The sequence below is a fragment of the Candidatus Poriferisocius sp. genome, assembly GCF_965204145.1.
Classification (GTDB): domain Bacteria; phylum Actinomycetota; class Acidimicrobiia; order Acidimicrobiales; family Bin134; genus Poriferisocius.
On record NZ_OZ241977.1, the window covers coordinates 1,150,482 to 1,172,387 of the forward strand.

Annotated in this window: 25 protein-coding genes, 1 tRNA gene and 1 pseudogene; 22 read left to right on the top strand and 5 right to left on the bottom strand. The window is 65.7% G+C overall.

Annotated elements, in window-relative coordinates:
* Positions 1–7: 7 nt before the first annotated feature.
* From aroH to ACOGI7_RS05190, 5 genes are read left to right on the top strand one after another with little or no spacing between them, the layout of a single operon-like run.
* Positions 8–376, top strand: coding sequence for a chorismate mutase (aroH, locus tag ACOGI7_RS05170; RefSeq protein ID WP_419850847.1), 369 nt, complete (start codon positions 8–10; stop codon positions 374–376).
* On the top strand, positions 376–1,479 hold the full coding sequence (locus tag ACOGI7_RS05175; protein ID WP_419850848.1) for a prephenate dehydrogenase/arogenate dehydrogenase family protein: 1,104 nt from the start codon (positions 376–378) through the stop codon (positions 1,477–1,479). Before aroH ends, ACOGI7_RS05175 begins: the two co-directional genes overlap by 1 nt.
* 37 nt (positions 1,480–1,516) lie before the next feature.
* On the top strand, positions 1,517–2,791 hold the full coding sequence (gene aroA / locus ACOGI7_RS05180) for a 3-phosphoshikimate 1-carboxyvinyltransferase (protein WP_419850849.1): 1,275 nt from the start codon (positions 1,517–1,519) through the stop codon (positions 2,789–2,791).
* Between the two features lie 17 nt (positions 2,792–2,808).
* Positions 2,809–3,453, top strand: a complete 645-nt coding sequence (gene cmk, locus ACOGI7_RS05185) for a (d)CMP kinase (protein ID WP_419851465.1) — start codon at positions 2,809–2,811, stop codon at positions 3,451–3,453.
* 37 nt (positions 3,454–3,490) lie between these two features.
* A complete protein-coding gene (locus tag ACOGI7_RS05190; protein WP_419850850.1) occupies positions 3,491–4,210 on the top strand; it encodes a lysophospholipid acyltransferase family protein in 720 nt (239 codons plus the stop codon).
* A 15-nt stretch (positions 4,211–4,225) separates the two neighbouring features.
* On the opposite strand, the gene ispH is transcribed toward ACOGI7_RS05190, so the two are convergent.
* Positions 4,226–5,263 (bottom strand): 4-hydroxy-3-methylbut-2-enyl diphosphate reductase, encoded by a 1,038-nt coding sequence (ispH, locus tag ACOGI7_RS05195; protein WP_419850851.1) that lies wholly within the window; start codon positions 5,261–5,263, stop codon positions 4,226–4,228.
* Between the two features lie 53 nt (positions 5,264–5,316).
* On the opposite strand from ispH, the gene ACOGI7_RS05200 reads away from it, so the two are divergent.
* From ACOGI7_RS05200 to ACOGI7_RS05210, 3 genes are all read left to right on the top strand, one after another.
* On the top strand, positions 5,317–6,678 hold the full coding sequence (locus ACOGI7_RS05200) for a DUF512 domain-containing protein (RefSeq protein WP_419850852.1): 1,362 nt from the start codon (positions 5,317–5,319) through the stop codon (positions 6,676–6,678).
* Positions 6,679–6,682: 4 nt separating this feature from the next.
* On the top strand, positions 6,683–8,047 hold the full coding sequence (der, locus tag ACOGI7_RS05205) for a ribosome biogenesis GTPase Der (protein WP_419850853.1): 1,365 nt from the start codon (positions 6,683–6,685) through the stop codon (positions 8,045–8,047).
* A 74-nt stretch (positions 8,048–8,121) separates the two neighbouring features.
* Positions 8,122–9,231 (top strand): PP2C family protein-serine/threonine phosphatase, encoded by a 1,110-nt coding sequence (locus ACOGI7_RS05210; RefSeq protein WP_419850854.1) that lies wholly within the window; start codon positions 8,122–8,124, stop codon positions 9,229–9,231.
* A gap of 39 nt (positions 9,232–9,270) precedes the next feature.
* Here the strand turns inward: ACOGI7_RS05210 and ACOGI7_RS05215 are convergent, their stop codons facing one another.
* Entirely contained in the window at positions 9,271–10,659 is a 1,389-nt protein-coding gene (locus ACOGI7_RS05215; protein ID WP_419850855.1) for a DEAD/DEAH box helicase, read from the bottom strand.
* A 273-nt stretch (positions 10,660–10,932) separates the two neighbouring features.
* Between ACOGI7_RS05215 and ACOGI7_RS05220 the strand changes: the two genes are divergently transcribed.
* Positions 10,933–11,151 carry a hypothetical protein gene (locus ACOGI7_RS05220; protein ID WP_419850856.1) on the top strand — a complete coding sequence of 73 codons (219 nt, stop codon included), beginning with the start codon at positions 10,933–10,935 and terminating at the stop codon, positions 11,149–11,151.
* A gap of 22 nt (positions 11,152–11,173) precedes the next feature.
* Here ACOGI7_RS05220 and ACOGI7_RS05225 read toward each other — a convergent pair.
* A tRNA-Pro gene (locus tag ACOGI7_RS05225) sits at positions 11,174–11,251 on the bottom strand.
* 63 nt (positions 11,252–11,314) lie between these two features.
* Here ACOGI7_RS05225 and ACOGI7_RS05230 point away from each other — a divergent pair.
* Together ACOGI7_RS05230 and ACOGI7_RS05235 are read left to right on the top strand one after the other, a co-directional pair.
* On the top strand, positions 11,315–13,036 hold the full coding sequence (locus ACOGI7_RS05230) for an N-acyl-D-amino-acid deacylase family protein (protein ID WP_419850857.1): 1,722 nt from the start codon (positions 11,315–11,317) through the stop codon (positions 13,034–13,036).
* Positions 13,037–13,056: 20 nt separating this feature from the next.
* On the top strand, positions 13,057–14,565 hold the full coding sequence (locus tag ACOGI7_RS05235; protein ID WP_419850858.1) for a DUF2079 domain-containing protein: 1,509 nt from the start codon (positions 13,057–13,059) through the stop codon (positions 14,563–14,565).
* Here the strand turns inward: ACOGI7_RS05235 and ACOGI7_RS05240 are convergent.
* Complete coding sequence (locus tag ACOGI7_RS05240; RefSeq protein ID WP_419850859.1) at positions 14,562–14,960, bottom strand: HIT family protein; 399 nt, start codon at positions 14,958–14,960, stop codon at positions 14,562–14,564. The two genes, ACOGI7_RS05235 and ACOGI7_RS05240, sit on opposite strands and share 4 nt — an antisense overlap.
* Positions 14,961–15,007: 47 nt before the next feature.
* Between ACOGI7_RS05240 and ACOGI7_RS05245 the strand changes: the two genes are divergently transcribed.
* The 10 genes and pseudogenes from ACOGI7_RS05245 (at position 15,008) to gcvT (ending at position 20,409) form a co-directional block, all read left to right on the top strand.
* Positions 15,008–15,616 carry a CDP-alcohol phosphatidyltransferase family protein gene (locus tag ACOGI7_RS05245; protein WP_419850860.1) on the top strand — a complete coding sequence of 203 codons (609 nt, stop codon included), beginning with the start codon at positions 15,008–15,010 and terminating at the stop codon, positions 15,614–15,616.
* A 38-nt stretch (positions 15,617–15,654) separates the two neighbouring features.
* A complete protein-coding gene (gene gcvH, locus ACOGI7_RS05250; protein WP_419850861.1) occupies positions 15,655–16,041 on the top strand; it encodes a glycine cleavage system protein GcvH in 387 nt (128 codons plus the stop codon).
* Positions 15,948–16,139: pseudogene (locus ACOGI7_RS05255) on the top strand (zinc-ribbon domain-containing protein); the annotation flags it as partial. The gene gcvH and the pseudogene ACOGI7_RS05255, both read left to right, overlap by 94 nt.
* A gap of 39 nt (positions 16,140–16,178) precedes the next feature.
* Positions 16,179–16,526 (top strand): FHA domain-containing protein, encoded by a 348-nt coding sequence (locus ACOGI7_RS05260; RefSeq protein WP_419851466.1) that lies wholly within the window; start codon positions 16,179–16,181, stop codon positions 16,524–16,526.
* Complete coding sequence (locus ACOGI7_RS05265; RefSeq protein WP_419850862.1) at positions 16,523–17,248, top strand: MerR family transcriptional regulator; 726 nt, start codon at positions 16,523–16,525, stop codon at positions 17,246–17,248. The genes ACOGI7_RS05260 and ACOGI7_RS05265 overlap by 4 nt, the downstream gene beginning before the upstream one ends.
* A gap of 4 nt (positions 17,249–17,252) precedes the next feature.
* Positions 17,253–17,810, top strand: a complete 558-nt coding sequence (gene hpt / locus ACOGI7_RS05270) for a hypoxanthine phosphoribosyltransferase (protein ID WP_419850863.1) — start codon at positions 17,253–17,255, stop codon at positions 17,808–17,810.
* Between the two features lie 10 nt (positions 17,811–17,820).
* Positions 17,821–18,321: a bifunctional nuclease family protein gene (locus ACOGI7_RS05275; RefSeq protein WP_419851467.1), complete on the top strand. Its 501-nt coding sequence runs from the start codon at positions 17,821–17,823 to the stop codon at positions 18,319–18,321.
* Between the two features lie 128 nt (positions 18,322–18,449).
* On the top strand, positions 18,450–18,947 hold the full coding sequence (locus tag ACOGI7_RS05280; protein WP_419850864.1) for a MerR family transcriptional regulator: 498 nt from the start codon (positions 18,450–18,452) through the stop codon (positions 18,945–18,947).
* 16 nt (positions 18,948–18,963) lie between these two features.
* On the top strand, positions 18,964–19,329 hold the full coding sequence (locus ACOGI7_RS05285) for a hypothetical protein (RefSeq protein WP_419850865.1): 366 nt from the start codon (positions 18,964–18,966) through the stop codon (positions 19,327–19,329).
* A gap of 18 nt (positions 19,330–19,347) precedes the next feature.
* Positions 19,348–20,409: a glycine cleavage system aminomethyltransferase GcvT gene (gene gcvT, locus ACOGI7_RS05290; protein WP_419850866.1), complete on the top strand. Its 1,062-nt coding sequence runs from the start codon at positions 19,348–19,350 to the stop codon at positions 20,407–20,409.
* Between the two features lie 4 nt (positions 20,410–20,413).
* Here gcvT and ACOGI7_RS05295 read toward each other — a convergent pair whose 3' ends face one another.
* A complete protein-coding gene (locus ACOGI7_RS05295; protein ID WP_419851468.1) occupies positions 20,414–20,704 on the bottom strand; it encodes a TlpA family protein disulfide reductase in 291 nt (96 codons plus the stop codon).
* Between the two features lie 647 nt (positions 20,705–21,351).
* Here ACOGI7_RS05295 and ACOGI7_RS05300 point away from each other — a divergent pair.
* On the top strand, positions 21,352–21,807 hold the full coding sequence (locus ACOGI7_RS05300) for a hypothetical protein (RefSeq protein ID WP_419850867.1): 456 nt from the start codon (positions 21,352–21,354) through the stop codon (positions 21,805–21,807).
* Positions 21,808–21,906: the final 99 nt, after the last annotated feature.

Genomic DNA, 21,906 nt, shown 5'->3' on the forward strand with positions numbered 1-21,906 from the left:
TTCGGCCGTGAGCAGCGCTGTCCGCGCCCTGCGGGGTGCAACCACCATTGACGCCGACACTCCGGAACAGATCGAGGAGCGGATCATCGCGCTGTTGAGCGAGCTGATGGACCGCAACGACATCCACCACGACGATCTGATCAGCGTTGTGTTCACTGCTACCGCTGACATCGATTCGGCCTTCCCGGCGGCGGCGGCTCGGGCGTTCGGCTTGGGCGACGTTCCCTTGCTGTGTGCCCAGGAACTCGACATCGAAGGCGGCACGCCGCTGTGCTTGCGTGTGCTCGTCCACCTGAACACCGAGCGGGGACGAGAAGAGCTCCATCACATTTATTTGGAAGGCGCACAAGGCCTGCGCGACGACCTTCCCGAGTGATGGCCACTCAGCGGGCAGCCATTATCGGCACCGGGCTGCCGGGAGGTTCAGGCAGAGCAGCCATTATCGGCACCGGGCTCATCGGAGGCTCCATCGGTCTGGCATTGAGGGAGCGGGGCTGGTGGGTTACCGGCACCGATCAGGATGAAGCGGTCGCAGCCGAAGCGCTGAGCCGGGGTGCGCTCGATGCGGTGGGGCCGGCGACCGATGCCGGCATCACGTTTGTGGCCACCCCGGTGGGTTCAGCGGCGGCAGAGGCCCGCAAGGCGCTGGCGTCCGGCGGCGGGCCGGTTACCGATGTGGGCAGCGTGAAGGCCCCCATCGTGTCCGCAGTGGCCAACCATCGTTTTGTGGGTGGCCACCCCATGGCCGGCAGCGAGCAGGAGGGGGTGGCTGGCGCTCGGGCCGACCTATTCAAGAACGCGGTGTGGGTGCTCACTCCCACCGACGACACCGAGGATGATTCCCTGGTTCAGATCCGCTCGGTGGTGGCCTCTTTGGGAGCTGACGTGGTGTCGCTGGCCCCGGAGCGCCACGACGCCTTGGTCGCGGTGGTCTCGCACGTGCCCCATCTCACCGCAGCCACGCTCATGGCCTTGGCCGATGAGCGCTCCGAGGAGCACCAGGTGATGTTGCGGCTGGCCGCGGGCGGTTTCCGGGACATGACCCGCATCGCCTCGGGACATCCTGGAATCTGGCCCGACATCTGCGATGAGAATTCCGAGGCCATCTGCTCGGTGCTCGACCGGTTCATCGACGCGCTGGGCGACGTGCGCACCCTGGTGGCAGAGGGCAATCGGGGCGGGCTGTTGGAACTCTTGGAACAGGCGCGAAGTGCCCGAGCCCATCTGCCCTATGGACTGGATAGAGATGTCTCGCTTTCTGAGGTGAGGGTGCCGGTGTTCGACCGTCCCGGCGAGTTGGCCCGCATCACCAGCCTGACCACCGATATCGGGGTGAACATTTTCGACCTGGAGATCGCCCACTCGGTGGAGGGCGGCCAAGGCGTGGCCATCTTGGTGGTCAATGCAGAAGCAGCCGACGGCCTTCTGGAGGCCCTCCGGAAGCAGGGTTACGCCCCGTCGTCGAGAGCCCTGTCGTGACCGTTCTAGGGGAGCGCCGGGGTGCGGGGGGCCTGTCGTGACCGCCATCACCATAGAGGGGAAGTGCCGGTTCACCGGACGGCTCCAAGTACCGGGCGACAAGTCGATCTCCCACCGGGCGCTGATGATCGCTGCGCTGGGCCAGCGGCCGTGCACCATTAGGGGGTTGTCCAACGGTGACGACGTCGTCCGTACTCGCCGTGCTGTTGAGGCGCTGGGTGCTCAAGTGGAAGTGGCGGAATCGGGCGAAGTGGCCGTCACCGGGGGAGTGCGCGGCGCCCGCGGCCCTATCGACTTGGGGAACTCCGGCACAGGCATCCGGCTGTTGGCCGGGCTGTTGGCCGGCTTCGACTTCACCACCACGCTGGACGGAGACGCATCGATCCGCCAGCGGCCGATGGACCGGATCATCGACCCGCTGACCGCGATGGGAGCTTCAATCAGGGGCAGCGGCGAGAACGGCTCACTGGCACCTCTGACCATCGAGGGCCGCCCGCTGCGGGGCATCGAGTACACCTTGCCGGTGGCCTCGGCCCAGGTGAAGAGCGCGGTGCTGCTTGCTGCCCTGAGGGCCGAGGGGCCGACCACGGTGCACGAGACGCTTCCCACCCGAGCGCACACCGAGGAAATGCTTGCCGCCGCCGGAGTGAGGCTGGAGCGCGGGGCCTGTTCGGTGACCGTGTGGCCGGGAGAGGTGGAACCCCCCGATGTCGAGGTGCCCGGCGACCCGTCGCAAGCCGCATTCTGGGTGGTGGGCGCCTGCGTGGCCCCCGACAGCGACTTAGTGGTGGAGAACGTCTACCTCGGACAGGCCCGGGGAGGGTTCATCGAGGTTTTGCGGCGCATGGGTGCCGACATATCCGTAGATTCGGACTCGGGTGACATCCGGGCTCGATCCAGTGAGCTCAAGGGAACCCGGGTGACCGCCGAAGAGATGCCGGGCTGTATTGACGAGGTGCCCATTCTGGCCGTGGCCGCCGCGGCCGCCGAGGGGGATACCATCTTCGAGGGCGTCGACGAACTGCGGGTCAAAGAGACCGACCGGGTGGCGGCCATCGCCGGACTGCTCGACTGCCTCGGCGCAGGACGCCGGATCGACGGCGACACGCTGGCGATCACCGGAGTCGGCCGCGCCGAAGTCATGGGCAGCGGTACTGTGGACTCCCGTGGAGACCACCGGATGGCCATGGCGGCGGCCATCGCTGGAGCAGTGGGCCGCGGTTCGATGACAGTCGAAGGTTTTGAGGCCACGAACACGAGCTACCCGAGCTTTGCCCGCAACCTGGAGCACAGCACCGGATGGACGCCATGAGCACCGCCGACGGGCAGATGGGCGAGGGTGTGAGGGTAATCGCCATCGACGGCCCGGCTGGATCGGGCAAGTCCACGGTGGCCCGGCGGCTGGCTGAGCGGCTGGGCCTGGAGTATCTGGACACCGGGGCGATGTATCGATCGGTGGCCTTCGCCGCCATGGCCCGGGAGGTCGACCTGGCCGACAGCGACGCCATCGTCGAGGTGGCCCGCACCAGCGACATCCAGGTGGACGACACCTCGGTCATCGTGGACGGGGTGGACGCCACCACTCAGATCAGAGGCCCGGAGGTCACCCGGTCGGTGAGCACGGTGGCGGCCATCTCGGGGGTGCGGGAGGTGCTGCGGGTGCGCCAACAGGCCTGGGTGGTGGAACGGGGCGGAGGGGTCTTAGAGGGTCGGGACATCGGCACCGTGGTGTTTCCCGATGCCGAGCTCAAGGTGTATCTGAGCGCGTCGGCCGCAGTCAGGGCCGAGCGGCGGGCAGGCGAGGTGAGCGCGCTCGACTACGAAACGGTGGCCGCCGACCTGGCGGCCCGGGATGCGGCCGATTCCTCCCGTCAACACGACCCGCTGACTCAGGCGCCCGACGCGGTGCACATCGACACCACCGACCTAACCGTGGACGAAGTGGTGGACGAGCTGATCGCCCGATTGGGATGAGCCAAGTCGAACTGCGCCCCGAGGAACTGGAGGTCAGGTGAACCCACCTGACCTGCGCCCCGAGGAGTTGGAGGTCAAGGGGCGAGCGGCGGGTGTGGTGTTCCACTTCTTTGTGCAGCGGCTGGCCCGGGCGGTATTCGGTGCGTATTTCCGCTGCTACACCCGCGGGCGGCGCAACTTGCCTTCAAAGGGCGGGGTGATAATCGCCCCCACTCACCGATCCAACCTAGACACCCCACTCGTCGGCGCCTCAGCCGGTCGCCATCTGCGCTACTTTGCCAAGAGCGGCCTCTTCCGGGGGCCGGTTGCCAAATGGTTCATGGTGGCCATGGGCGCTTTTCCCGTTCGGCGGGAGATGGTCGACCGCAGCGCTCTGAGAGCCGCGCTGACCGTGCTGGAAGCCGGGCAGCCGCTGGTGGTGTTTCCCGAGGGGGAGCGCAAGTCTGGAACCCGCATCCATCCACTGTTGGACGGTGTGGCCTGGCTGGCGGCCAAATCCCAGGTGCCGGTGGTGCCGGTGGCCATCGGGGGCACCGAGCGGGCGATGGGTATCGGCGTCCGCATGCCTCGGCCCCGCACAGTCCGGATTGTGTGGGGCGAGCCGTTGGCCCCGCCTGCGGTGGACGACCGGGGTCGCCAGAGCAGAGAGTCTTTGATCCAATACTCCGCAGAGCTTCACAAAATCCTCCAGCGCATGTTCGACGAAGTGCAGCAAGAACTGGGCCTTCCCGGCTGGGATCCTGGCGACCCCGAGTAAGACTTCAGGTCGCGGTCAATGGCTGGCAATAAGGCCGTCGAGCACATCGCTGGCCGCCACCTTACGATCCACTATCGGGGTGGGTGACGGTGGACCCCCCAAGCTGAAGGAGGCTAGAGACCCGGAAGCCTCGATCAGGTCGCGAAGATTGCGGGGCGGAGGAAAGTACTCGTCCTCATCGGTGATCGAAACCTCCTCGATGCCTTCGGCTGGGTCGAGTCGATCCAATACCTCGTTGATCAGTTCCTCGGGAGCGGAGGCTCCGGCGGTCAATCCTACGACGCCGGAAATGTCGTCGGGCAGCTCTGATGCCCGGTTGACTCGAAAAACTCGCTGGCAGCCCAGCTCTCCGGCCAGCTTCTCCAGCGCCCGCGTGTTGGAGGAGTTGGCCGAGCCCACGATGACGACGGTGTCGCATCGCTCGGCGATGGCGGTCAGGGCAGCTTGGCGATTGGTGGTGGCGAAGCACAGATCGCTGCGCCCTGGCGTCCACATGTCGGGGAACCGGTCTTGGGCCGCGTGCAGCACCCCCTCCCAGTCTCGGTGCGACAAGGTGGTCTGGGCCAAAAGGGCTACTGGCTCTTCGAAGTCGGCCAGTGCCTCCACGCCGGCGATGTCTTCCACGGGATGGATGGCCTTGGGGGCTACTGCCATGGTGCCCACGGCCTCTTCGTGGTCTTCGTGGCCCACGTAGATGATGCGGTACCCCTTGTTGGCCCGCACTTTGACCTCGTGGTGGACCTTGGTGACCAGCGGGCACACCGCATCCACCATGTAGCTGGCCTGCTCGGTGGCCGCGGCCACAACCTCGGGCGCCGAACCGTGGGCGGAGAGCATGATCGGATATCCGGGGGGAACCTCGGAGATGTCGTCTACGAACACCACACCGAGTTGCTCGAATCGGCGCACTACCAGCTTGTTGTGGACGATCTCGTGGTAGCAGTACACCGGCCCGTCGAAGGTTCGGACCAGCCAGGCCAGCGCCTTGATGGCCATCTCCACGCCGGCGCAGAACCCCCGGGGAGCGGCCAGGATCACCTTCTCGACATCCACAAGGTCAATTTAGTGGTCGGCCGGGGCATTCTTGCCCTCGTATCATTCTTGCCATGTCCGCTCCCCGGGTGACAGCGGTCGCCGAAGGGTCGGTGGCTCAGCAGTACGGCTTGAGGGCCGGCGACGAGCTCCTTTCCGTGAACGGCTGCGTCCCCAAGGACGTGATCGAGTACCAGCAGTTGGTGGACGAGCCTGAGCTGAGCCTGGATGTCCGCCGCGACGGGGTCGTGCTGGAGCTCGAGGTGCTCAAGCGGGCCGGGGAGCCGTTGGGCGCCCAGGTGGACTCGGCGCTGTTCGACCGGGTGCGGACCTGCGACAACCACTGCGAGTTCTGCTTCATCTACCAGCTTCCGCCGGGCCTGCGCCCCAGCCTGTATCTGAAAGACGACGACTATCGACTCTCGTTCCTCTACGGAAACTTCACCACTCTGACCCGCTTTACCGAAGCCGACCTGGAGCGGGTGGTGACCGAGCGACTGTCGCCGCTGAACGTGAGCATCCACGCTACCGACCCCGACGTGAGGGCTGACATGCTCCGGAACCGCCGCGGGGCCACCAGCCTGCGCTGGCTGCGAGCGCTGCTCGACCACGGGATAGAGGTGCACGGTCAAGTAGTGGTGTGCCCCGACGTCAACGACGGCGATGTCCTGGAGGACACCCTGGCCGGGGTGTCCGATGAATACCCCGATCTGGCCAGCGTGTGCGTCGTCCCTCTGGGCGTGTCACGGCACACATCAGAACCCCGGTTGAGGCCCCACACGAAGTCCGAGGCGGTTGCAGTAGTCGGGGCGGTGCACGAGTGGCAGGAGATCAACCGACAGATGCTGGGCCGCCGACTGGTGTTCGCCGCCGACGAGTACTACCTGCTGGCCGGGATGGAGTTTCCCGACCCGGAGGCCTACGAGGGGTTTCCCATGCACGAGGACGGAGTGGGCATGGCGGCCACGCTGGAGTTGGAGTTCTCGGGTCAAACCGAAGATGTGACCGGAACCCGGCCGGGATTCTTCGCCTGGGTGGAAGGGGCCCCCGCCGAGGGCTACCGGGCGCCGAGGACCGATGGTTCGACGCCGATCGGTCTGCGGCCCCGCACAGTAGCTCCCGTGGGTGTGATCACCGGGGAGTACGGGGCCGCGGTGCTGAGGCCGCTGGTGGCTTCGTTGGACCGCGTGGATGTGCGGGTGGTTCCGGTGGAGAACCGCTTCTTCGGCGGGACCACCGCAGTGGCCGGGCTGCTGGTGGGCGAGGACATCGCCCGCACGCTGGCCGCCCAACCCGAGGGCCACCGCTATCTTCTGCCCGACGTGTGCTTGTCGCAGGGCATGTTCTTGGACGGAACTCGGCCGAGCGATCTTCCCCGCCCGGTGGAGGTGGTGCCCGCCGACGGCGTCGCCCTGCGTAAGGCGATCGGCGGCTAGCGCCGTGGTCGAGGCCCTTTCCCCGTCGCTCTCCCGCCCCTTGCCCACGGTGGCGATCGTCGGGCGGCCCAATGTAGGCAAGTCCACGCTCATGAATCGGATCCTGGGCCGTCGGGAGGCCATCGTGGCCGAGCAGCCCGGGGTGACCAGGGACCGCAAGGAGATGCGGGCCAGCTGGCAGGGGAGGGAATTCACGGTGGTGGACACCGGCGGCTGGCTGCCTCAGGGCGGGGGCGGCAACGCCTCCATGGATGCCAAGGTCTCGGCGCAAAGCGAGAAGTCCATGGAGGATGCCGACGTGGTGGTGATGGTGGTGGACTCCCAGTCGGGCATCACCGGCGACGACGAGGGGGTGGCGGGGAGGCTGCGGGGACGGCCCGGACCGGTGTTCGTGGCGGTGAACAAGGTGGACGACGACGCTCACGAGAATCTCATTTGGGAATTCGTGAGGCTGGGGTTGGGCGATCCGTTCCCGATCAGCGCCCTTCACGGTCGGGGAGTGGGGGACTTGCTGGATGCGGTGATGGCATCGCTTCCCGAGGACTCAGGGGACCAAGCTGAGGTGGAGAACGATCCTGGGCCTGTAGATGAGTTGGTCACCGTGTCGGTGTCCATCGTGGGCCGGCCCAACGCGGGGAAGTCCACTCTGTTCAACCGCCTGATCGGCGACGACCGGTCGGTGGTCCACGACCAGCCGGGCACCACCCGAGACGCCATCGACACCGTGGTGCATACCGAGCTGGGGCACATCCGGTTCGTCGACACCGCGGGCATGCGCCGCCGGGCCCGCATCGATCAGGCCGCCGAGTACTACTCGCTGCTGCGGGCGTTGGCCGCGGTGGACCGCTCCGACATCGCCCTGCTGGTCGTCGATGCCACGGTGGGGGTCACCCACCAGGACCAGCGCCTGGCCGAGCGCATCGACGCCGCCGGCTGCCCGATCGTGGTGCTGCTCAATAAGTGGGACCTGCTCGACACCGAGGCCCGCGAGGCGATTGTCCTCGACATCGACCGCCGCCTGCACTTTCTGGGCGACGCGGCGGTGCTGCGGGTCAGCGCTCTGTCGGGAAAGGGGCTGAACCGGCTCTTGCCCGAGCTTCGGGGGGTGATCGCCGAGTACCGGCGCCGCATCCCCACCCAGGCGGTGAACCGGGTGCTGCGCGACGCCCAGGCCGCCCATCCCGCCCCCGACGGTGCCCGAGTGCTGTATGCCACCCAGGGGGCGGCCGACCCTCCCACCTTCACGCTGTTCGCCAATCGGACGCTGCCCCGCACCTATCTGCGCTATCTGGAGCGCCGTTTGCGGGAGGCATTCGACCTGGGATCGGTGCCGGTGAAACTGCGGGTTCGCCGCCGATCCGGCGACTAGCTGGTGGCCCATCCGAGGGTCCAGTAGCACGAATGTGGCAGGAATTAGGCCCATTTGCGGGGTAACCTTCCGCGATGGAAACCCTCCTCCTCGTCCTGACCGCGGGGGTTTGCGCATTTGCTGCTGGCGTTTTCGTCCGAGCAGCCCGGCACCGCCATCGGTTCCTGCTGCGGGTGGAGCACACCCACGCGGGCGAGGGATACGACGAGGAGGGCGAGAGCGCCTACGAGGCGGCCCACACGCTGGCCCAGTCCAGCTTCCGCCGGGACGCCCATGCCGCGCTTCTGTACGCGGCCTTGACCGTGGTGGCCACCCTGACCGCAGTCTTGGAGTCCCGGGCGGTGGCCGCCGTCTTGGCCCTGGTGGTGGTGCCTGCTCTGTTCCCGCTGTGGTGGGGACGTCGCTCCGTGGCCGAGGCCCGGCTCACCCAAGAGCGGTTCGAGATGGAGCGCCGAGCGGAGGAGACGCTGAGCCAGGGCGATCTCGCCCCGCTGGCCTGGGCGGGACGGCTGGCCCCCGACGACCTCCCCGATTTCGCCGGCTACGAGATGGGCCGGGTGTACCAGGCGGGTGAAGGCGTGATGGCCGGGGACTTCTTCGACGTGTTCCGGGTGGGCCCAACCCGGGTGGCCGCGGTAATCGGCGATGTGGCCGGCCGGGGCATCGAGTCGTCGATCACCGCATTTCAGGCCAAGTATCTGCTCCGGGTGTTCCTGCGCCAGTTCCGCGATCCGGCACAGGCCTTGGAGGAGCTGAACGCCCAGATGTCGTCCATCGAGCGGGCCGAAGAGTTCATCTCGGTGGTGATCGTGGTGTTCGACACCGAGGCCCAGTCCATGCGGTACGCGTCGGCGGGCCACCCGGCGGCCTGGTTGTGGCACGAGCGCGAGGTGCAGCCGCTGCGGGCCACCGGGGCCTTGCTGATGCTCGACCCCGACAGCACCTATTTCAGCCGGGAGATCCCCCTGGACTCCGGCGACATGGTGCTCATGTACACCGACGGGTTGGCCGAGGTGCGCTATGGCGACGCCCAATTCGGCGAGGACCGCATCGCCCAGCACCTGCGCCGCGACCCCACCGTTTCCCCCGACGTGCTGTGCAAGACGCTGCTGGAGGCCGCCCGGGATTTCGCCGACGGCACCATCACCGACGATGTGGCCATCCTCGCCGTCCGCCGGGCCTGATCCATTTGCGCACACCCGCACTGGCGGGCAGACAGACCACTAACGGGAGGAAGCGCCGCTTTGGGTCTTGCGTCGCTCCTGCTGGTGCGGGCGACCCTGCGGCCTGCCGTTTGAATTCCTTCCGCCTCGGTTGTTGTCTTGTCGGCCGGATTGGTTGCGCTGGCTTCGGGAGTTGCCGTTTGACTTCTTTCTGCCGCGGTTATTGTCTCGGTCGGGCCGGTTGCGACGCTCTTGGTTCTTGCCGCTTCGCTTCCGGTTGTTTTGGCCAGCTCCCTTGGGCTGGGTCGGCTTGCTACGACGGACTGGCGCCTCTCTCTGCTCGATCGAGGTGGGACTGGTGATGGGCTGATTCAGCCCGAGCTGTTGCTGGATCAGCTTTACGTCGGCATGCTGGCCTTGTTGGATCAGCGACACCACGAGGCCCGTCTCGCCGGCACGAGCCGTGCGGCCTGAGCGGTGCAGATACGCCTTGTGATCCTCCGGTGGATCGAAGTGGATGACGCCTGCCACGCAATCCACGTGGATTCCCCGAGCGGCAACATCGGTGGCGACAAGGGCCATCACCCGGCCGTCGGTGAACTCCCGAAGCGTTCGGGTGCGGCGGTTCTGAGCGTGACCGCCATGAATGGCGGCGGCGCTGACCCCGCGTTGGGAAAGTTGTCGGGCCAACCGATCTGATCCATGCCGCGTCCGGCAGAACACGATCGTCGGTCCTGCCGAAGAAATCACATTGGCGCACACATTGACCCGCTCGGTCTTTTCAACAGTCCAGAACCGATGATCGGCTGACCTGACGTCGGGCGTGGCATCGCCTACCTCATGGGTGATGGGGCGATCCTGGTAGTCCCGGGTGAGCTTGGCCACGTCCTTGTCAAGAGTGGCCGAGAACATGACTGTCTGGCGCTCGGAGTTGGTTTGGTCGAGGATGCGCCGAACGGCGGGCAGGAACCCCATATCGGCCATGCGGTCGGCCTCATCGATAACAACTTGGTCGGTTTCGTGGAGGCTCACCGCTCTCTGGTCGATCAGATCCTCCAACCGACCGGGGCATGCGACCAGGATGTCCACTCCTTTTTGCAACTGCTTTCGCTGGTTTACGTAGCCAACCCCCCCGTAGACGGCGGCAACGCTGATCGGACCGGAGATCGAGCGCAGCTCCGATGCGATCTGGTCGGCGAGCTCGCGAGTGGGGGACAAGATCAACGCCCGCGGCCGTCGAGGCCTGGCCTGGGCGGTGTTGGCGACCAGTGGAATTCCGAATGCAAGAGTCTTGCCCGACCCGGTAGGCGCTCGACCGCAGATGTCTCGGCCTTCCATGGCATCGGCGATTACGGCGGCTTGGATCTCGAATGGCTTGTGGATGCCGTTGCGCTCGAGCGCGCGGCAGATGGATTCGGGCACGCCCAACTGGGCGAAAGTGGGGGGCATTGGGGCTCCTTGCCCGCGTGGGGCGGGCGGCTAGGGGATGATTGGCGCCTGAAATCGTCAGCGTGGCGCAATACAGCATCGGGCAACTTGCCCGGAATCAGAGAAAGAAACTCGGAGGCAACCCGCTCGGCAGAAATCTTCGACCGAGTAAGGCCAGGCTATCACCGCCACCGGCAAAACCCGCATCTTCTCCAAGCGCCGGGGGTCGCTGGCCGACGGATACGACTTCGGCGCTTCCTGCTTCGGGGTCTCGGCGCCTCGTGGTGGCAAGCTATGGCCGTGCCCTGGTGCGAGCCCTGCGACCGCTTCTGGAACCCCGGCTCAGTGACCGAGGAGGGGGAGTGCCCCACCTGCGGCACCCCGGTGGAGACCCCACCCGAGGCAGAACCCCTGCCCCGCCAAAAAGTCCCCTGGCACTTCTGGGTAGCCATCACCGCCGCCGGCATCTACCTAGCCTGGCGCGCCATCCAAGGCATCGGCCTTCTGTTCTGAGGGGGATCTTCTGAAATCCCAGTGGTCGGGCTGCCGGGATTTGAACCCGGGACCTTCGGTCCCCCAGACCGACGCGCTAACCAAGCTGCGCCACAGCCCGTAACGGAGTGAGCATAGTGCGGTGGCGTGGGGGCGCCCTACCTGGATAAGTAGGATTGGGTCCGTGTTGGACCTGGTGATTCGCAACGGCACCATTGTCGACGGCACGGGAAGCCCGGGTCTTGCCGGCGATCTGGCGATCACTGGCGGGCGCATAGCCGCTATCGGTGAAGTAGCCGAATCTGGGCGCAACGAGATTGATGCCACTGGCCAAGTGGTGTGCCCCGGCTTTGTGGACCCCCACACCCACTACGACGCCCAACTGTTTTGGGATCCAGCGGCCTCTCCCTCCAACCTGCACGGGGTTACCACTGTCATCGGGGGCAATTGCGGCTTCACCCTGGCGCCCCTCAACCCCGGCGACGCCCCCTATCTCCAGCGGATGATGGCCAAGGTGGAGGGCATGCCATTGTCGGCACTGGAGGCCGGCCTGGACTGGTCGTGGCGCACCTTTGGTGACTACTTGGCCCGCCTCGACGGCAACCTCGGAGTGAATGCCGGGTTCTTGGTAGGTCATTGCGCCGTCCGCCGAGTGGTCATGGGTGCTGAGGCCACGGGCAATGAGGCTGATCCCGACCAGCTGGAGGCGATGAAATCCCTGCTGGCTGAAGGCATCTCAGCGGGGGGCCTGGGATTCTCCACCTCGCTGTCCTACACCCACAATGATGGCGACGGCGCTCCTGTGGCCTCCCGCTTCGCTAGCAACGACGAGGTGATCGCGCTGTGCTCGGTGGTGGCACAGCACGAGGGCACTACTCTCGAGTACGTCACCGATGGCTGCATGCAGGGCTTCACCGAGGAAGAGCTCGACTTGATGGTGGCCATGAGCCGGGCAGCCCGTCGCCCGCTCAACTGGAACGTGCTCACCATCGATTCGGCCGATCCCGACCGTTACAGGGCCCAGCTGGGCGCCTCGGTGCGGGCGGCCGAACGCGGAGCTCGGGTGGTGGCGCTCACTATGCCGGTGCTGGTGGGCATGAACATGAGCTTCTTGAACTACTGCGCCCTCAACATGCTTCCCGACTGGGGGGAGGTGCTCGGTTTGCCGGTGCCCGAGCGGATGGCCCGTCTGGCCGACCCCCAGACCAGAGCCCATTTGGCCGAGCGGGCCGCGTCGCCCGATGCCGGTGTGTTCACCCGGCTCACGGGCTGGGGCGGGTACCGGATCGGGGACACCTTCAGCTCGGCAAACGAGGAGATGACCGGGCGGACCGTGGCCGACATCGCCTCCGAGCGAGGCACCGGGCATTTCGACACTCTGCTAGACATCGTGCTATCCGACGAGTTGCGCACCGTTTTGTGGCCCGCACCCACTGACGACGACGACGAGAGCTGGAGGCTTCGAGCTGAGGCATGGCAAAGCGAGCACACCCTTATCGGCGGCTCGGATGCCGGTGCCCATCTCGACCGAATGTGCGGTGCCCCCTACACCACCGCGTTTCTGGGTGATTGCCTGCGGGGCAGAAAGCTGGCATCCCTGGAGACGGCAATCAGCATGCTCACCGATGCTCCCGCCCGGCTATTCGGCCTACGGGAGCGGGGCCGCATCGAACAGGGGTGGCACGCCGATGTGGTCGTATTCGACCCTGGCACAGTTGATTCCGGTGCCATGCGCATGGTTGAGGACCTCCCGGGCGGTTCGCCTCGCCTGTTTGCCGACGCGGTCGGAGTGAACCATGTGCTGGTGAACGGCCAGTCGATCGTGAGCGGTGGACGGGCCACTGAAGCCCGCCCCGGCACTCTTTTGCGTTCGGGGCGTGATACCGACACTGTGCTGGTCGGGTAGTGGATCTCGAGCAGAGCAAGGTGACGTTGGCCCAGTGGCGGCGTCGGCTGGAGATTTTCTCGCTGCGCTGGCAGGCCCGTCTGGACACCCGGCAAGTCGACCGGGCGGTTCCCTGGGTTGTCGCCATATTCTTGGGAGGGGCGCTGTCGGGTTTGGCCTTGACCCGGGCCTATCAGCTGGATGCCGGGGCCGATCTGTCGGCCTATCTTCAAGGTCTGTGGCTCATCGGGGAGGGTTACGAGCCCCGGGCCAGCGTGGCTGGACACAATCTTTTGTGGGAGCAAGCCGCTTTCATCCTGTACCCGGTGGCGGGGCTGACTGCCCTGTTTCCCGAGCAGCCCACGCTGTTGTGCTTGCAAGCCGCGGCCCTGGCCTTGGCAGTGGTACCGCTGTGGCGGATTGCCCGTGACGTAGGCGGCCTCAAGTCGGGGGCGGCCTTTGCGGTGGTATTCGCCTATTGCGCCTACCCGGCGATCCACACGATCAACCTCTCCGACTTCCACCCTGAGGCCCTAGCGGTGCCCGCACTGTTCGCCGCAGTGCTCACCGCATTCAAGGGGCGGTGGAACTGGTTCGCCGTGTTCGCGCTGTTGGTGGTGACCTGCCGGTCGGATCTGGCCTTCGCCCTCTCCGGACTGGGCCTGCTGGTGCTGCTGGAAGGGCGCCGTCGCCCCGGAACCTATATCTCCCTCGGTGGCCTGGCCTACGGGCTGGTGGCGATGACCGCCATCCAGCCTCGGTTCAACGCCGGGCGGTTCCCCCACATCGAGGCGTTCTCCGACTTCGGCAGCGGGCACCCGGGCTCGGTGCTGTGGGGCTTCATCTCCGCCCCCCACCAAGTGGTGGCCGACGCGGTGTCGCAGGCCAATTTCCAGATGGTCGTCTTCCTGCTCGCCCCGGTGATGCTGCTGCCCCTGGTGGCGCCCCGCTATGTGCTGCCGGTGCTGCCCCTGTTTGCGGTGTACCTGGTGGCCGACGTGCCCTCCGGCCAGCTGGTCGAGGCTTCCCAGACGGTGCCGATGATTCCGTTCGTCTTTGCAGCCACAGTGTTTGCCCTGGCCCGCTCGGGGCGGGTGCTGGTGGAGCGGGTGAACGTCGACCGCCGCCTGCTCACCGCCCTTGTGCTCACCGCTGGTCTCTTCTTTGTGCGCGATGCTCCCAGCTCCATTTATGAGAGGCCCTGGGATTGGGGCCAGCGCGACACAATGGACATCGCCCGCCAGGAGGCAGCCGATCTGATCCCCGCAGATGCGTCGGTGCGAGCTTCAGAGCAGGTGCTTCCCCTGCTGTCGGACCGCACTCGCCTGTATCAATTGCACACCGGGGACGATCCCGACAGCGCCGCGGTGGCGGCCACGCCCAAGGTGGAGTGGATCGTGTTCGACCCAGCATCGGCACCCGACTGGAGCCCTCTTGACATAGAGAGCTTCGACTTGGATGTCCGGCGAACCGGTTTTGAGCGGCTTGAGTTGGAGGAGGGAGGGCTCTCCCTGCGCGTCTATCGCCTGCGCAACGTGATCCAGAGCTAGGCCGGGAGGTGTGAGCGCAGGGTCTCAGCGGCTTGGGCCAGTTCGTCGGCGGGAACTGAGGCCTTTGCGTTGGCGAAGTCCAAGTCGCTCATGCCGGACATGGGGATCACGTGCAGATGGGTGTGGGGCACTTCGAGGCCGGCGATGATGAGGCCCACACGAGACGGCTCGAAGGCGGCCATCTGAGCGGTGCCCACCGTATGGGCCACCACCATGAGGTGGGCGGCCAGTTCTGGGGGGACGTCGAGCCAATGGTCGATCTCGGCTCGGGGCACCACCAGGGCGTGCCCCGTCTGGATGGGGTTGATGGACAAGATGGCCACGCAGTCATCGTCCTCCCACACGAAGTGCCCGGGGAGTTCTCCGTTCATGATCATGGTGAACACGCTGGCCATAGCCCCATCGTAGGGGGCAATGCCTTGAGGCCGTAACATCTCCGCTTATGGGAGAGTCCCAGCCGGCTCCAGACGAATCTCGGATATTGACGGTTCCCAACTTCGTGTCGGTGCTCCGGCTGGGATGCGTGCCGGTGTTCTGCGTGCTGCTGTTGGGCATGGGCAATCGGGCCGGGGCCGCCATCTTGCTCGGAGTGCTGGGGGCCACCGACTGGGTCGACGGCTACATCGCCCGGCGGTTCAACCAGGGTTCCGAGCTGGGAAAGATCCTGGATCCCACTGCCGACCGGCTGATGTTCTTGGCCGCAGTGGTGGCCATGATGGTGGACGGCTCCCTCAACCTGGCATTCGGGGTGACCATGCTGGTGAGAGAAGCTGCGGTCTCGCTGGTTGTGGTGGTGCTGGCGGCAATGGGAGCTCGCCGGATCGACGTCACTTGGACTGGAAAAACGGCCACGTTCGGTCTCATGTTCGCTCTGCCATTCCTGCTGCTAGGCGACTCGAGTGTGGGCGGTGGTACCGCCCTTCGCGGCATTGGCTGGGGCCTGGGCATCCCCTCGCTGGTGCTCAGCTACTACGCGGCGGTGGAATACATCCCCCGGGCCCGCCAGGCCCTCGCCGACGGGAGAGCGGACCGAGCCGGAGCCTCAAGCTGAGGTTGAGAGTTTCGGCGAGAGCCGGTACGGTGTCGCTAATGAACGTTCCGGCAGAACTGCGTTATTCCGAAGACCACGAATGGACCAGGGTTGAGGGCAACCGGGTCTGCTTGGGCATCACCGATTACGCCCAAGATGCTCTCGGCGACGTCGTCTACATCGAACTTCCCCCGGTGGGGACAGAGGTGGCCGGTGGCGAGCCCTTCAGCGAGGTCGAGTCCACCAAGTCGGTTTCTGAGATCTATTCGCCGGTGACCGGGACCATCGTCGAGGTAAACACCGATTTGATCGACAACCCCGAGCGGCTGAACGAGGATCCCTACGGCGAGGGGTGGATCTGCGTTATCGAAGCCGTCGACCTGGCGGAACTGGACGGTCTTTTGGACGCGGCGGCCTACACCGATCTGACAGAGAGCATCGATTGACTTCCCAGCCCCAGGACGATGAGACCACGGTTGTCTATTGCCCGCGGTGCGGCCACCCCAACGGGCCCGACGACAACTTCTGTTCCTCGTGCGGATATCGACTCCAGCCGACCGGCGAGTTGGAAGGGGCTGGCTCCGTGGACGAGCCAACCACGGAACTGGAGCTTGAAGCTGATCTGATCCGGTACCCGGCGGTGCTGGTGGTCACCCAGGGACCGGCCGCAGGGAGCCGGTTCGAGCTATCCAAGGCTCGTGTGACCGTGGGCCGCCATTCCGAGTCCGACATCTTCTTGGACGACATCACGGTGTCTCGTCGGCACGCGGAGGTGTATCGAGAGGGCTTGGTGCAGCACGTCAAAGACATGGGCTCCCTGAACGGCACTTATCTGAACAGTCGGCGGGTGGAGGATGCCGGGCTGAAGAACGGCGACGAGCTCCAAGTCGGCCGCTTCAAGCTGGTGTATTACGACGGGACGAGCGAATGAGCGCCCAGTACCGGTCGATTGGGCAGGTTCTCGACTTGCTGAAGGACGAGTTCTCCGACATCAGCATCTCCAAGATCCGCTTCTTGGAGAGCCAAGGGCTCATCGATCCTGAGCGCAACCAATCGGGCTATCGGAAGTTCACCGAAGCCGACATCAACCGCCTGAGGTGGATTCTGGAGCAGCAGCGGGATCATTTCCTTCCTCTCAAAGTCATCAAAGAGCGCATCGACTTCGAAGCCTTCGACGAGACCGATGGCAACAGGGCGCCCGGCGAAGAGGAAGCCGTCCCACGCTCCCCGGACAGAAGGCGCCCGAACCCGCTGGACTCGGGGTCGGTCTCGGTTTCGCTTTCCCTCGACGAGCTGGCGTCGGCCAGCGGGTTGAGCCAGGTCGACATCATGGAGCTCCAGAAGTTCGGACTCATCGAGCCCATCGACGGCGGAGCGCTGCCGCAATACGGCGATGAGGCAGTCATCGTGGCCAAGGTTGCGGCCGGATTCCTGGCCCACGGTCTGGAGCCCCGCCACCTGCGGGCCTACAAATCGGCCGCCGAGCGTGAGGCGGGGCTGTTGGAGCAGCGGATCATGCCCTTGGTGATGCAGCGCACGGCGAAGTCCCGCAAGCAGTCTCAGGACGTGTTGGTGGAGCTGATCAACCTCGGCTCGGAGCTGCGGCTCTCGCTGCTCCGGGGCGCCTTGGCCAACCACACCGGGAATCGCTAGCCCCATGGACCCTGTGGCGCCCGAGCTGTTTGCAAGCCGGGAAGCCATCGAACAGGCGGTGGGACGCGTGGCCGCCGAAGTCTCCCAACAGTGCTCGGATGGGGTTGTGCTGGTGTCGGTGTTGAAGGGGAGCCTGCCGTTTCTTGCCGATTTGGTGAGGGCGGTAGACATCACTGTGGAGGTGGACTTCATGGCTTTGTCCCGGTTCGCGGCTGATTCGGGACGGGTCAGGCTGGTGAAGGATCTGGACTGCGACGTGACCGGACGCGACGTGGTGTTGGTAGAGGACATCGTGGACACCGGACTGAGCCTCGGCTATCTCGTGGGGGAGCTGCGCCGTCGCTCGGCTGCGTCGGTGTCGGTGGCCGCGCTCCTCAACCGGAGCGCTCGCCGCATTCTGCCCCTTGAGCCCGACTACGTGGGGTTCGAGGCCCCCGATGAGTTCTTCTTGGGCTATGGATTGGACTGGGACGGCCGCTATCGCAACCTCGACAGACTGGTAATCGGGAATCCTGACCTGCTGGCCGACGATCCCGACGCTTACGTCCCTATGCTCTACTAACGTGGACACGATGAAGGAAATGGAGCTGATCGGGGTACGGATCGAACTGCCGTCCAACGCCCCGATCGTGCTGCTGCGGGAGACCGACGGTGAAGGCCGGCTGCTGCCCATCTTCATCGGAGGAGCGGAGGCTCAGGCCATTGCCCTGGCCATGGAAGAGGTGGAAACCCCCCGCCCAATGACCCATGACCTGTTCAAGAACGTGCTGGACGACTTGGGGGTTCGAATCGAGCGCATCGTAGTGACCGAGTTGCGGGACCGGACTTTCTACGCCGAGTTGGAGTTGAAGGGGAGCAATGGGGCCCGCCGGATCTCCAGCCGCCCATCAGACGCGGTGGCCTTGGCCGTGCGAACTGGAGCGCCTATCTTCGCCGACGAGTCGGTGCTGCAAGCCGCCGGGCATACGGTGGAGCCCGATGAGCCTGAAGGCGAAGAGCCTCCAGCCGAGGAGGTTCTGGACCAATTCCGTGAGTTTTTAGACCAGGTGACCCCCGAAGACTTCAACGGCTGACGTTCTCCAGCCCCGGAATCCTCCCTTGACAATCCACAGGGCGAGGTTTACCCTGTGGAAACTCATTGGCGTAGTTTCCCCGGTGTAAGATGCCGAATTGGAAGCGCGCCCCGGCACTGGAGAGTCAGATGAGCGATCGAGGACAAGTTGCCAGCGACTTCAGTTCCCCACACACAATCGAGATCGTCGGAATCACCTACCGCCAGTTGGATTACTGGACCCGGACCGGGTTGGTCACCTCCACCGCGCAGGAAGCGGTGGGAAGCGGCAGCCGCCGCCGATACTCCTACAACGATCTGTTGGAGTTAAAGCTGATCAAGCGGCTATTGGACGAGGGGATCGCCCTTCAGCGGGTGCGCGAGGTGTTCGACTATCTGCGCGATGAGCTGGGCGAGGATGTGGCCAGCGCCGATCTGGTGATAAACGGCAACAAGTCGCTGCTGGTCCGCACCGACGAGCAGATTCTGGATGCGCTCCGCCAAGGACAGGGGGCGCTCTACCTTCGCATGGACGGCTTGATCGAAGAGGTGGATGCCGCGGTGCGGGAGCTTCCCGTGGAGGAGACCCTTCCTGTGGATACTTCCGAGCCCCAAACTGGCGTCAGCGCCGCCCGAACCGGCACGTAGGTAGGCCTGCGAGAGAGTGTTCGCCCACGATTCCGAGCGGCAGTTCGCCGAGCTGCTCGATTTCTACGGCGTCGAGTGGCGCTATGAGCCCCAGACTTTCGTGCTCTCCCGCAACGGGTTCGGCGAGGTGACCGAGGCGTTCACCCCCGACTTCTACCTTCCCCAGTTCGACCGCTATGTGGAGATCACTACCGCGCGCCAGAAGTACATCACCCGCAAGAACGGCAAGGTCCGCCGTTTGCGGGAGCGCTATCCCGGCATTGACGTGGTCGTCTTGTGCCAGCGGGATTATCACAGCCTGCTGAGCAAGTACGGTTTCGACGACGTCACCGGGGAAGACGGCGACCTGACCCACACCGGGGCGGGCGCCGGAACCGGTTAGCCGAACAGGGAGGTCGACGTGCGTTCCTCTCCGCTGGAGAGCCGGCATCGGGGCCTGGGTGCCAAATTGGTGCCCTTCGGTGGCTGGGAGATGCCGCTCTCGTATCCGTCGGGCACCTTGGCCGAGCATCGGGCGTGCCGGACTGACGCGGTGGTCTTCGATGTGAGCCATCTCGGCACTCTGCGGGTCGCCGGCTCTCACGCCTATGACCGCCTCCAGCAGGCGTTCACCAATGATCTGGCTCGAATCGGCCCCGGGCGCACCCAGTACACTCATCTGCTGGACGACGACGGCTCGGTGCTGGACGACATCATCGTGTGGTGGACGCAGCCGGACGGCTTCGATGTCATGCCCAATGCGTCCAACACCGACCGGGTGCGCGACGCCTTGGGCGGATCGCTAGCTGACGCTGGCTTCCAGGCCGACGATGTCACTGGCAGCCGGGCGGTGCTGGCGGTGCAGGGTCCTGAAGCCCGCACCCGGCTGGCCGAAGTCTCGCTCGGTGCGTCGGAGGTGGCCCGCAATTGCGTGGCGCCGGTGGAGTGGTCGGGCACTCCGCTGACGGTGGCCGGCACCGGTTATACCGGCGAAGACGGCGTAGAGATCGCAGTGCCCGCGGCCGCGGCTGAGCTCCTCTGGGATGCGGTTGTCGAGGCGGGGATCGTCCCTGCCGGGCTGGGCGCCCGAGACACCTTGCGCTTGGAGGCCGGTTTGCCGCTGCACGGCCATGAGCTCGGCCCGGGCATCACCCCGCTACAAGCCGGACTGGGCTGGGTGGTGCGCTGGGACAAGCCGTCATTTCGGGGACGGGAGGCACTGGCCGCCGAGCGGGAGCGGGGCATTCACCGAAGGCTTCGAGGACTGCGAGTCGAGGGCCGGCGCCCGCCCCGGGAGGGCCAAGCGGTGCTTCGGGACGGCGAGGTGGTGGGAGAGGTCACCTCAGGCAACTTCTCACCCATGTTGGAGACGGGTATCGCCCTGGCCTTCGTGCCTCCTGATGCCGGCATCGGAGACGTGCTGGCCGTGGATATGCGGGGCACACCCACGCTGGCCACAGTGGTGAAGCTCCCGTTCGTCTAGCAGGTTACAAAGCGCTGACGGCCTCAAGCACCTGGCTCTCGGGTATGCCGCCTCGCCACGAGGTCTGGATCGTGCCGTTGCCGTCCAGCAGCATTCCTGCCGGTTGGCCCGAGATACCGAGTTGACGCCATGACTCGAACGTCGGATCCCAGAGCATGGTGAAGGTGGTTCCGGTGGATTCCACAAAGCTCTCAGCCAGCCCGAGGCTGTCTTGGGTTCCGACTCCGATGACGGTGAGCTTGTCGGCGTTGTTTCGAGCGAACTGCTCGACGCCGGGGGCTTCCCGGCGGCAGATGGTTCAATGGGGCGCCCAAAACCAAAGAACAAGGGGCTTGTCCGCCGGGGCAAAACTGGCCAGATTCACGGTGGCCCCTGTGGCCACGTCGACCACCTCGACCGAGGGCAGGTCCGACGCCGGGGCCGGGGCCGCGCTCTCCGGTGCCGGTTCGGTCGCGGACTCCTGAGTCGCCGACGCCTCTGTTGAGGTCGGCGACTCAATGGGGGCGGTCTCGGGGCTGTCGCTGCTGTCTCCGCAAGCGGCGGCGCTTAGTGCCAAGCAGACGGCAATGGCAAGAACTCTGATCTTCGACTTCATAAATGCACCCACGTCAGGCTGTTCCAATGCTGGCCACCGTGTCCAATATCCAGCTGTCCGATGGGCTGGCCCGTTTGTCGATTTCCTGGCCAAACCGGTTGAGGACGATTACACGGTGCTGGCTGGTGATTCCAAGCCCATTCCAGGAAGCACCGGACGAATCCCAGAGCATCTGGAGCGAATTCCCGGTTCCAGTTCTCCGAACGAAGTCTTCGGCCTGACCCAGATTGTCTCGGGCACCCACCCCGATCATGGTGAACTTGTCGGTGTTGTCTCGAGCCAACTGCTCAAGGCCGGGGGCCTCCCGGCGGCAGGTGGGTCAATGGGGCGCCCAGAACCACAGCACAATGGGCCGGTCAGACGGGGCGAAGCTGGCCAAATTGACGGTGGCTCCGGTGGCCACGTTCACTAGCTCAACCGATGGCAAGTCCGAGTCGGGAACCGGCGTTGAAACGGGGGTCGGCTCTGGAGTGGGTTTCGGGGTCGGTTCTGGAGTTGACACGGGGGTCGATTCCGGAGTCGCGACTGGCGTGGACTTGGGGGTAGGCCTTGGTGTTGTTGGCGTCGAGGCGGGAGTGGATTCCGGCGCCGATGTGGCGGCTGGCGTGGAAGTGGTGGTCGGCACTTCGGGAGCGATGGTTGGCTCAGTCTCAGTTGGAGCGGGAGAAGGTGCATCCTCGGGCTCAGGCAACCCCGGCGACGCTCCCATGCTGTCCTCTTGGGTAGTCGGCTCCGATGGCCCAGCAGTGGGCGCGGCCTCCGTCGGCGCACCCGCTGTCGGCTCGGCGTCTTGGGCGGGTTGATGCGTGGCCTCAGCCCGGGTGGGCGCAGTGGTTGCATTCGCACTGTCGCTCACCGATGTCTGGGAGCCCCCGCAGGACACCGCAATCAGGCTCAACGCC

Coding starts and splice junctions, on each gene's coding strand:
- gcvH (WP_419850861.1), top strand. CDS start 15,655: ATGAACGTTCCGGCAGAACTGCGTTATTCCGAAGACCACGAATGGACC.
- ACOGI7_RS05300 (WP_419850867.1), top strand. CDS start 21,352: ATGGGCCGGTCAGACGGGGCGAAGCTGGCCAAATTGACGGTGGCTCCG.
- ACOGI7_RS05200 (WP_419850852.1), top strand. CDS start 5,317: ATGTCCGCTCCCCGGGTGACAGCGGTCGCCGAAGGGTCGGTGGCTCAG.
- ACOGI7_RS05275 (WP_419851467.1), top strand. CDS start 17,821: ATGAAGGAAATGGAGCTGATCGGGGTACGGATCGAACTGCCGTCCAAC.
- ACOGI7_RS05280 (WP_419850864.1), top strand. CDS start 18,450: ATGAGCGATCGAGGACAAGTTGCCAGCGACTTCAGTTCCCCACACACA.
- ACOGI7_RS05210 (WP_419850854.1), top strand. CDS start 8,122: ATGGAAACCCTCCTCCTCGTCCTGACCGCGGGGGTTTGCGCATTTGCT.
- ACOGI7_RS05220 (WP_419850856.1), top strand. CDS start 10,933: ATGGCCGTGCCCTGGTGCGAGCCCTGCGACCGCTTCTGGAACCCCGGC.
- ACOGI7_RS05215 (WP_419850855.1), bottom strand. CDS start 10,659: ATGCCCCCCACTTTCGCCCAGTTGGGCGTGCCCGAATCCATCTGCCGC.
- cmk (WP_419851465.1), top strand. CDS start 2,809: ATGGGCGAGGGTGTGAGGGTAATCGCCATCGACGGCCCGGCTGGATCG.
- hpt (WP_419850863.1), top strand. CDS start 17,253: ATGGACCCTGTGGCGCCCGAGCTGTTTGCAAGCCGGGAAGCCATCGAA.
- ACOGI7_RS05265 (WP_419850862.1), top strand. CDS start 16,523: ATGAGCGCCCAGTACCGGTCGATTGGGCAGGTTCTCGACTTGCTGAAG.
- ACOGI7_RS05245 (WP_419850860.1), top strand. CDS start 15,008: ATGGGAGAGTCCCAGCCGGCTCCAGACGAATCTCGGATATTGACGGTT.
- ACOGI7_RS05240 (WP_419850859.1), bottom strand. CDS start 14,960: ATGGCCAGCGTGTTCACCATGATCATGAACGGAGAACTCCCCGGGCAC.
- ACOGI7_RS05175 (WP_419850848.1), top strand. CDS start 376: ATGGCCACTCAGCGGGCAGCCATTATCGGCACCGGGCTGCCGGGAGGT.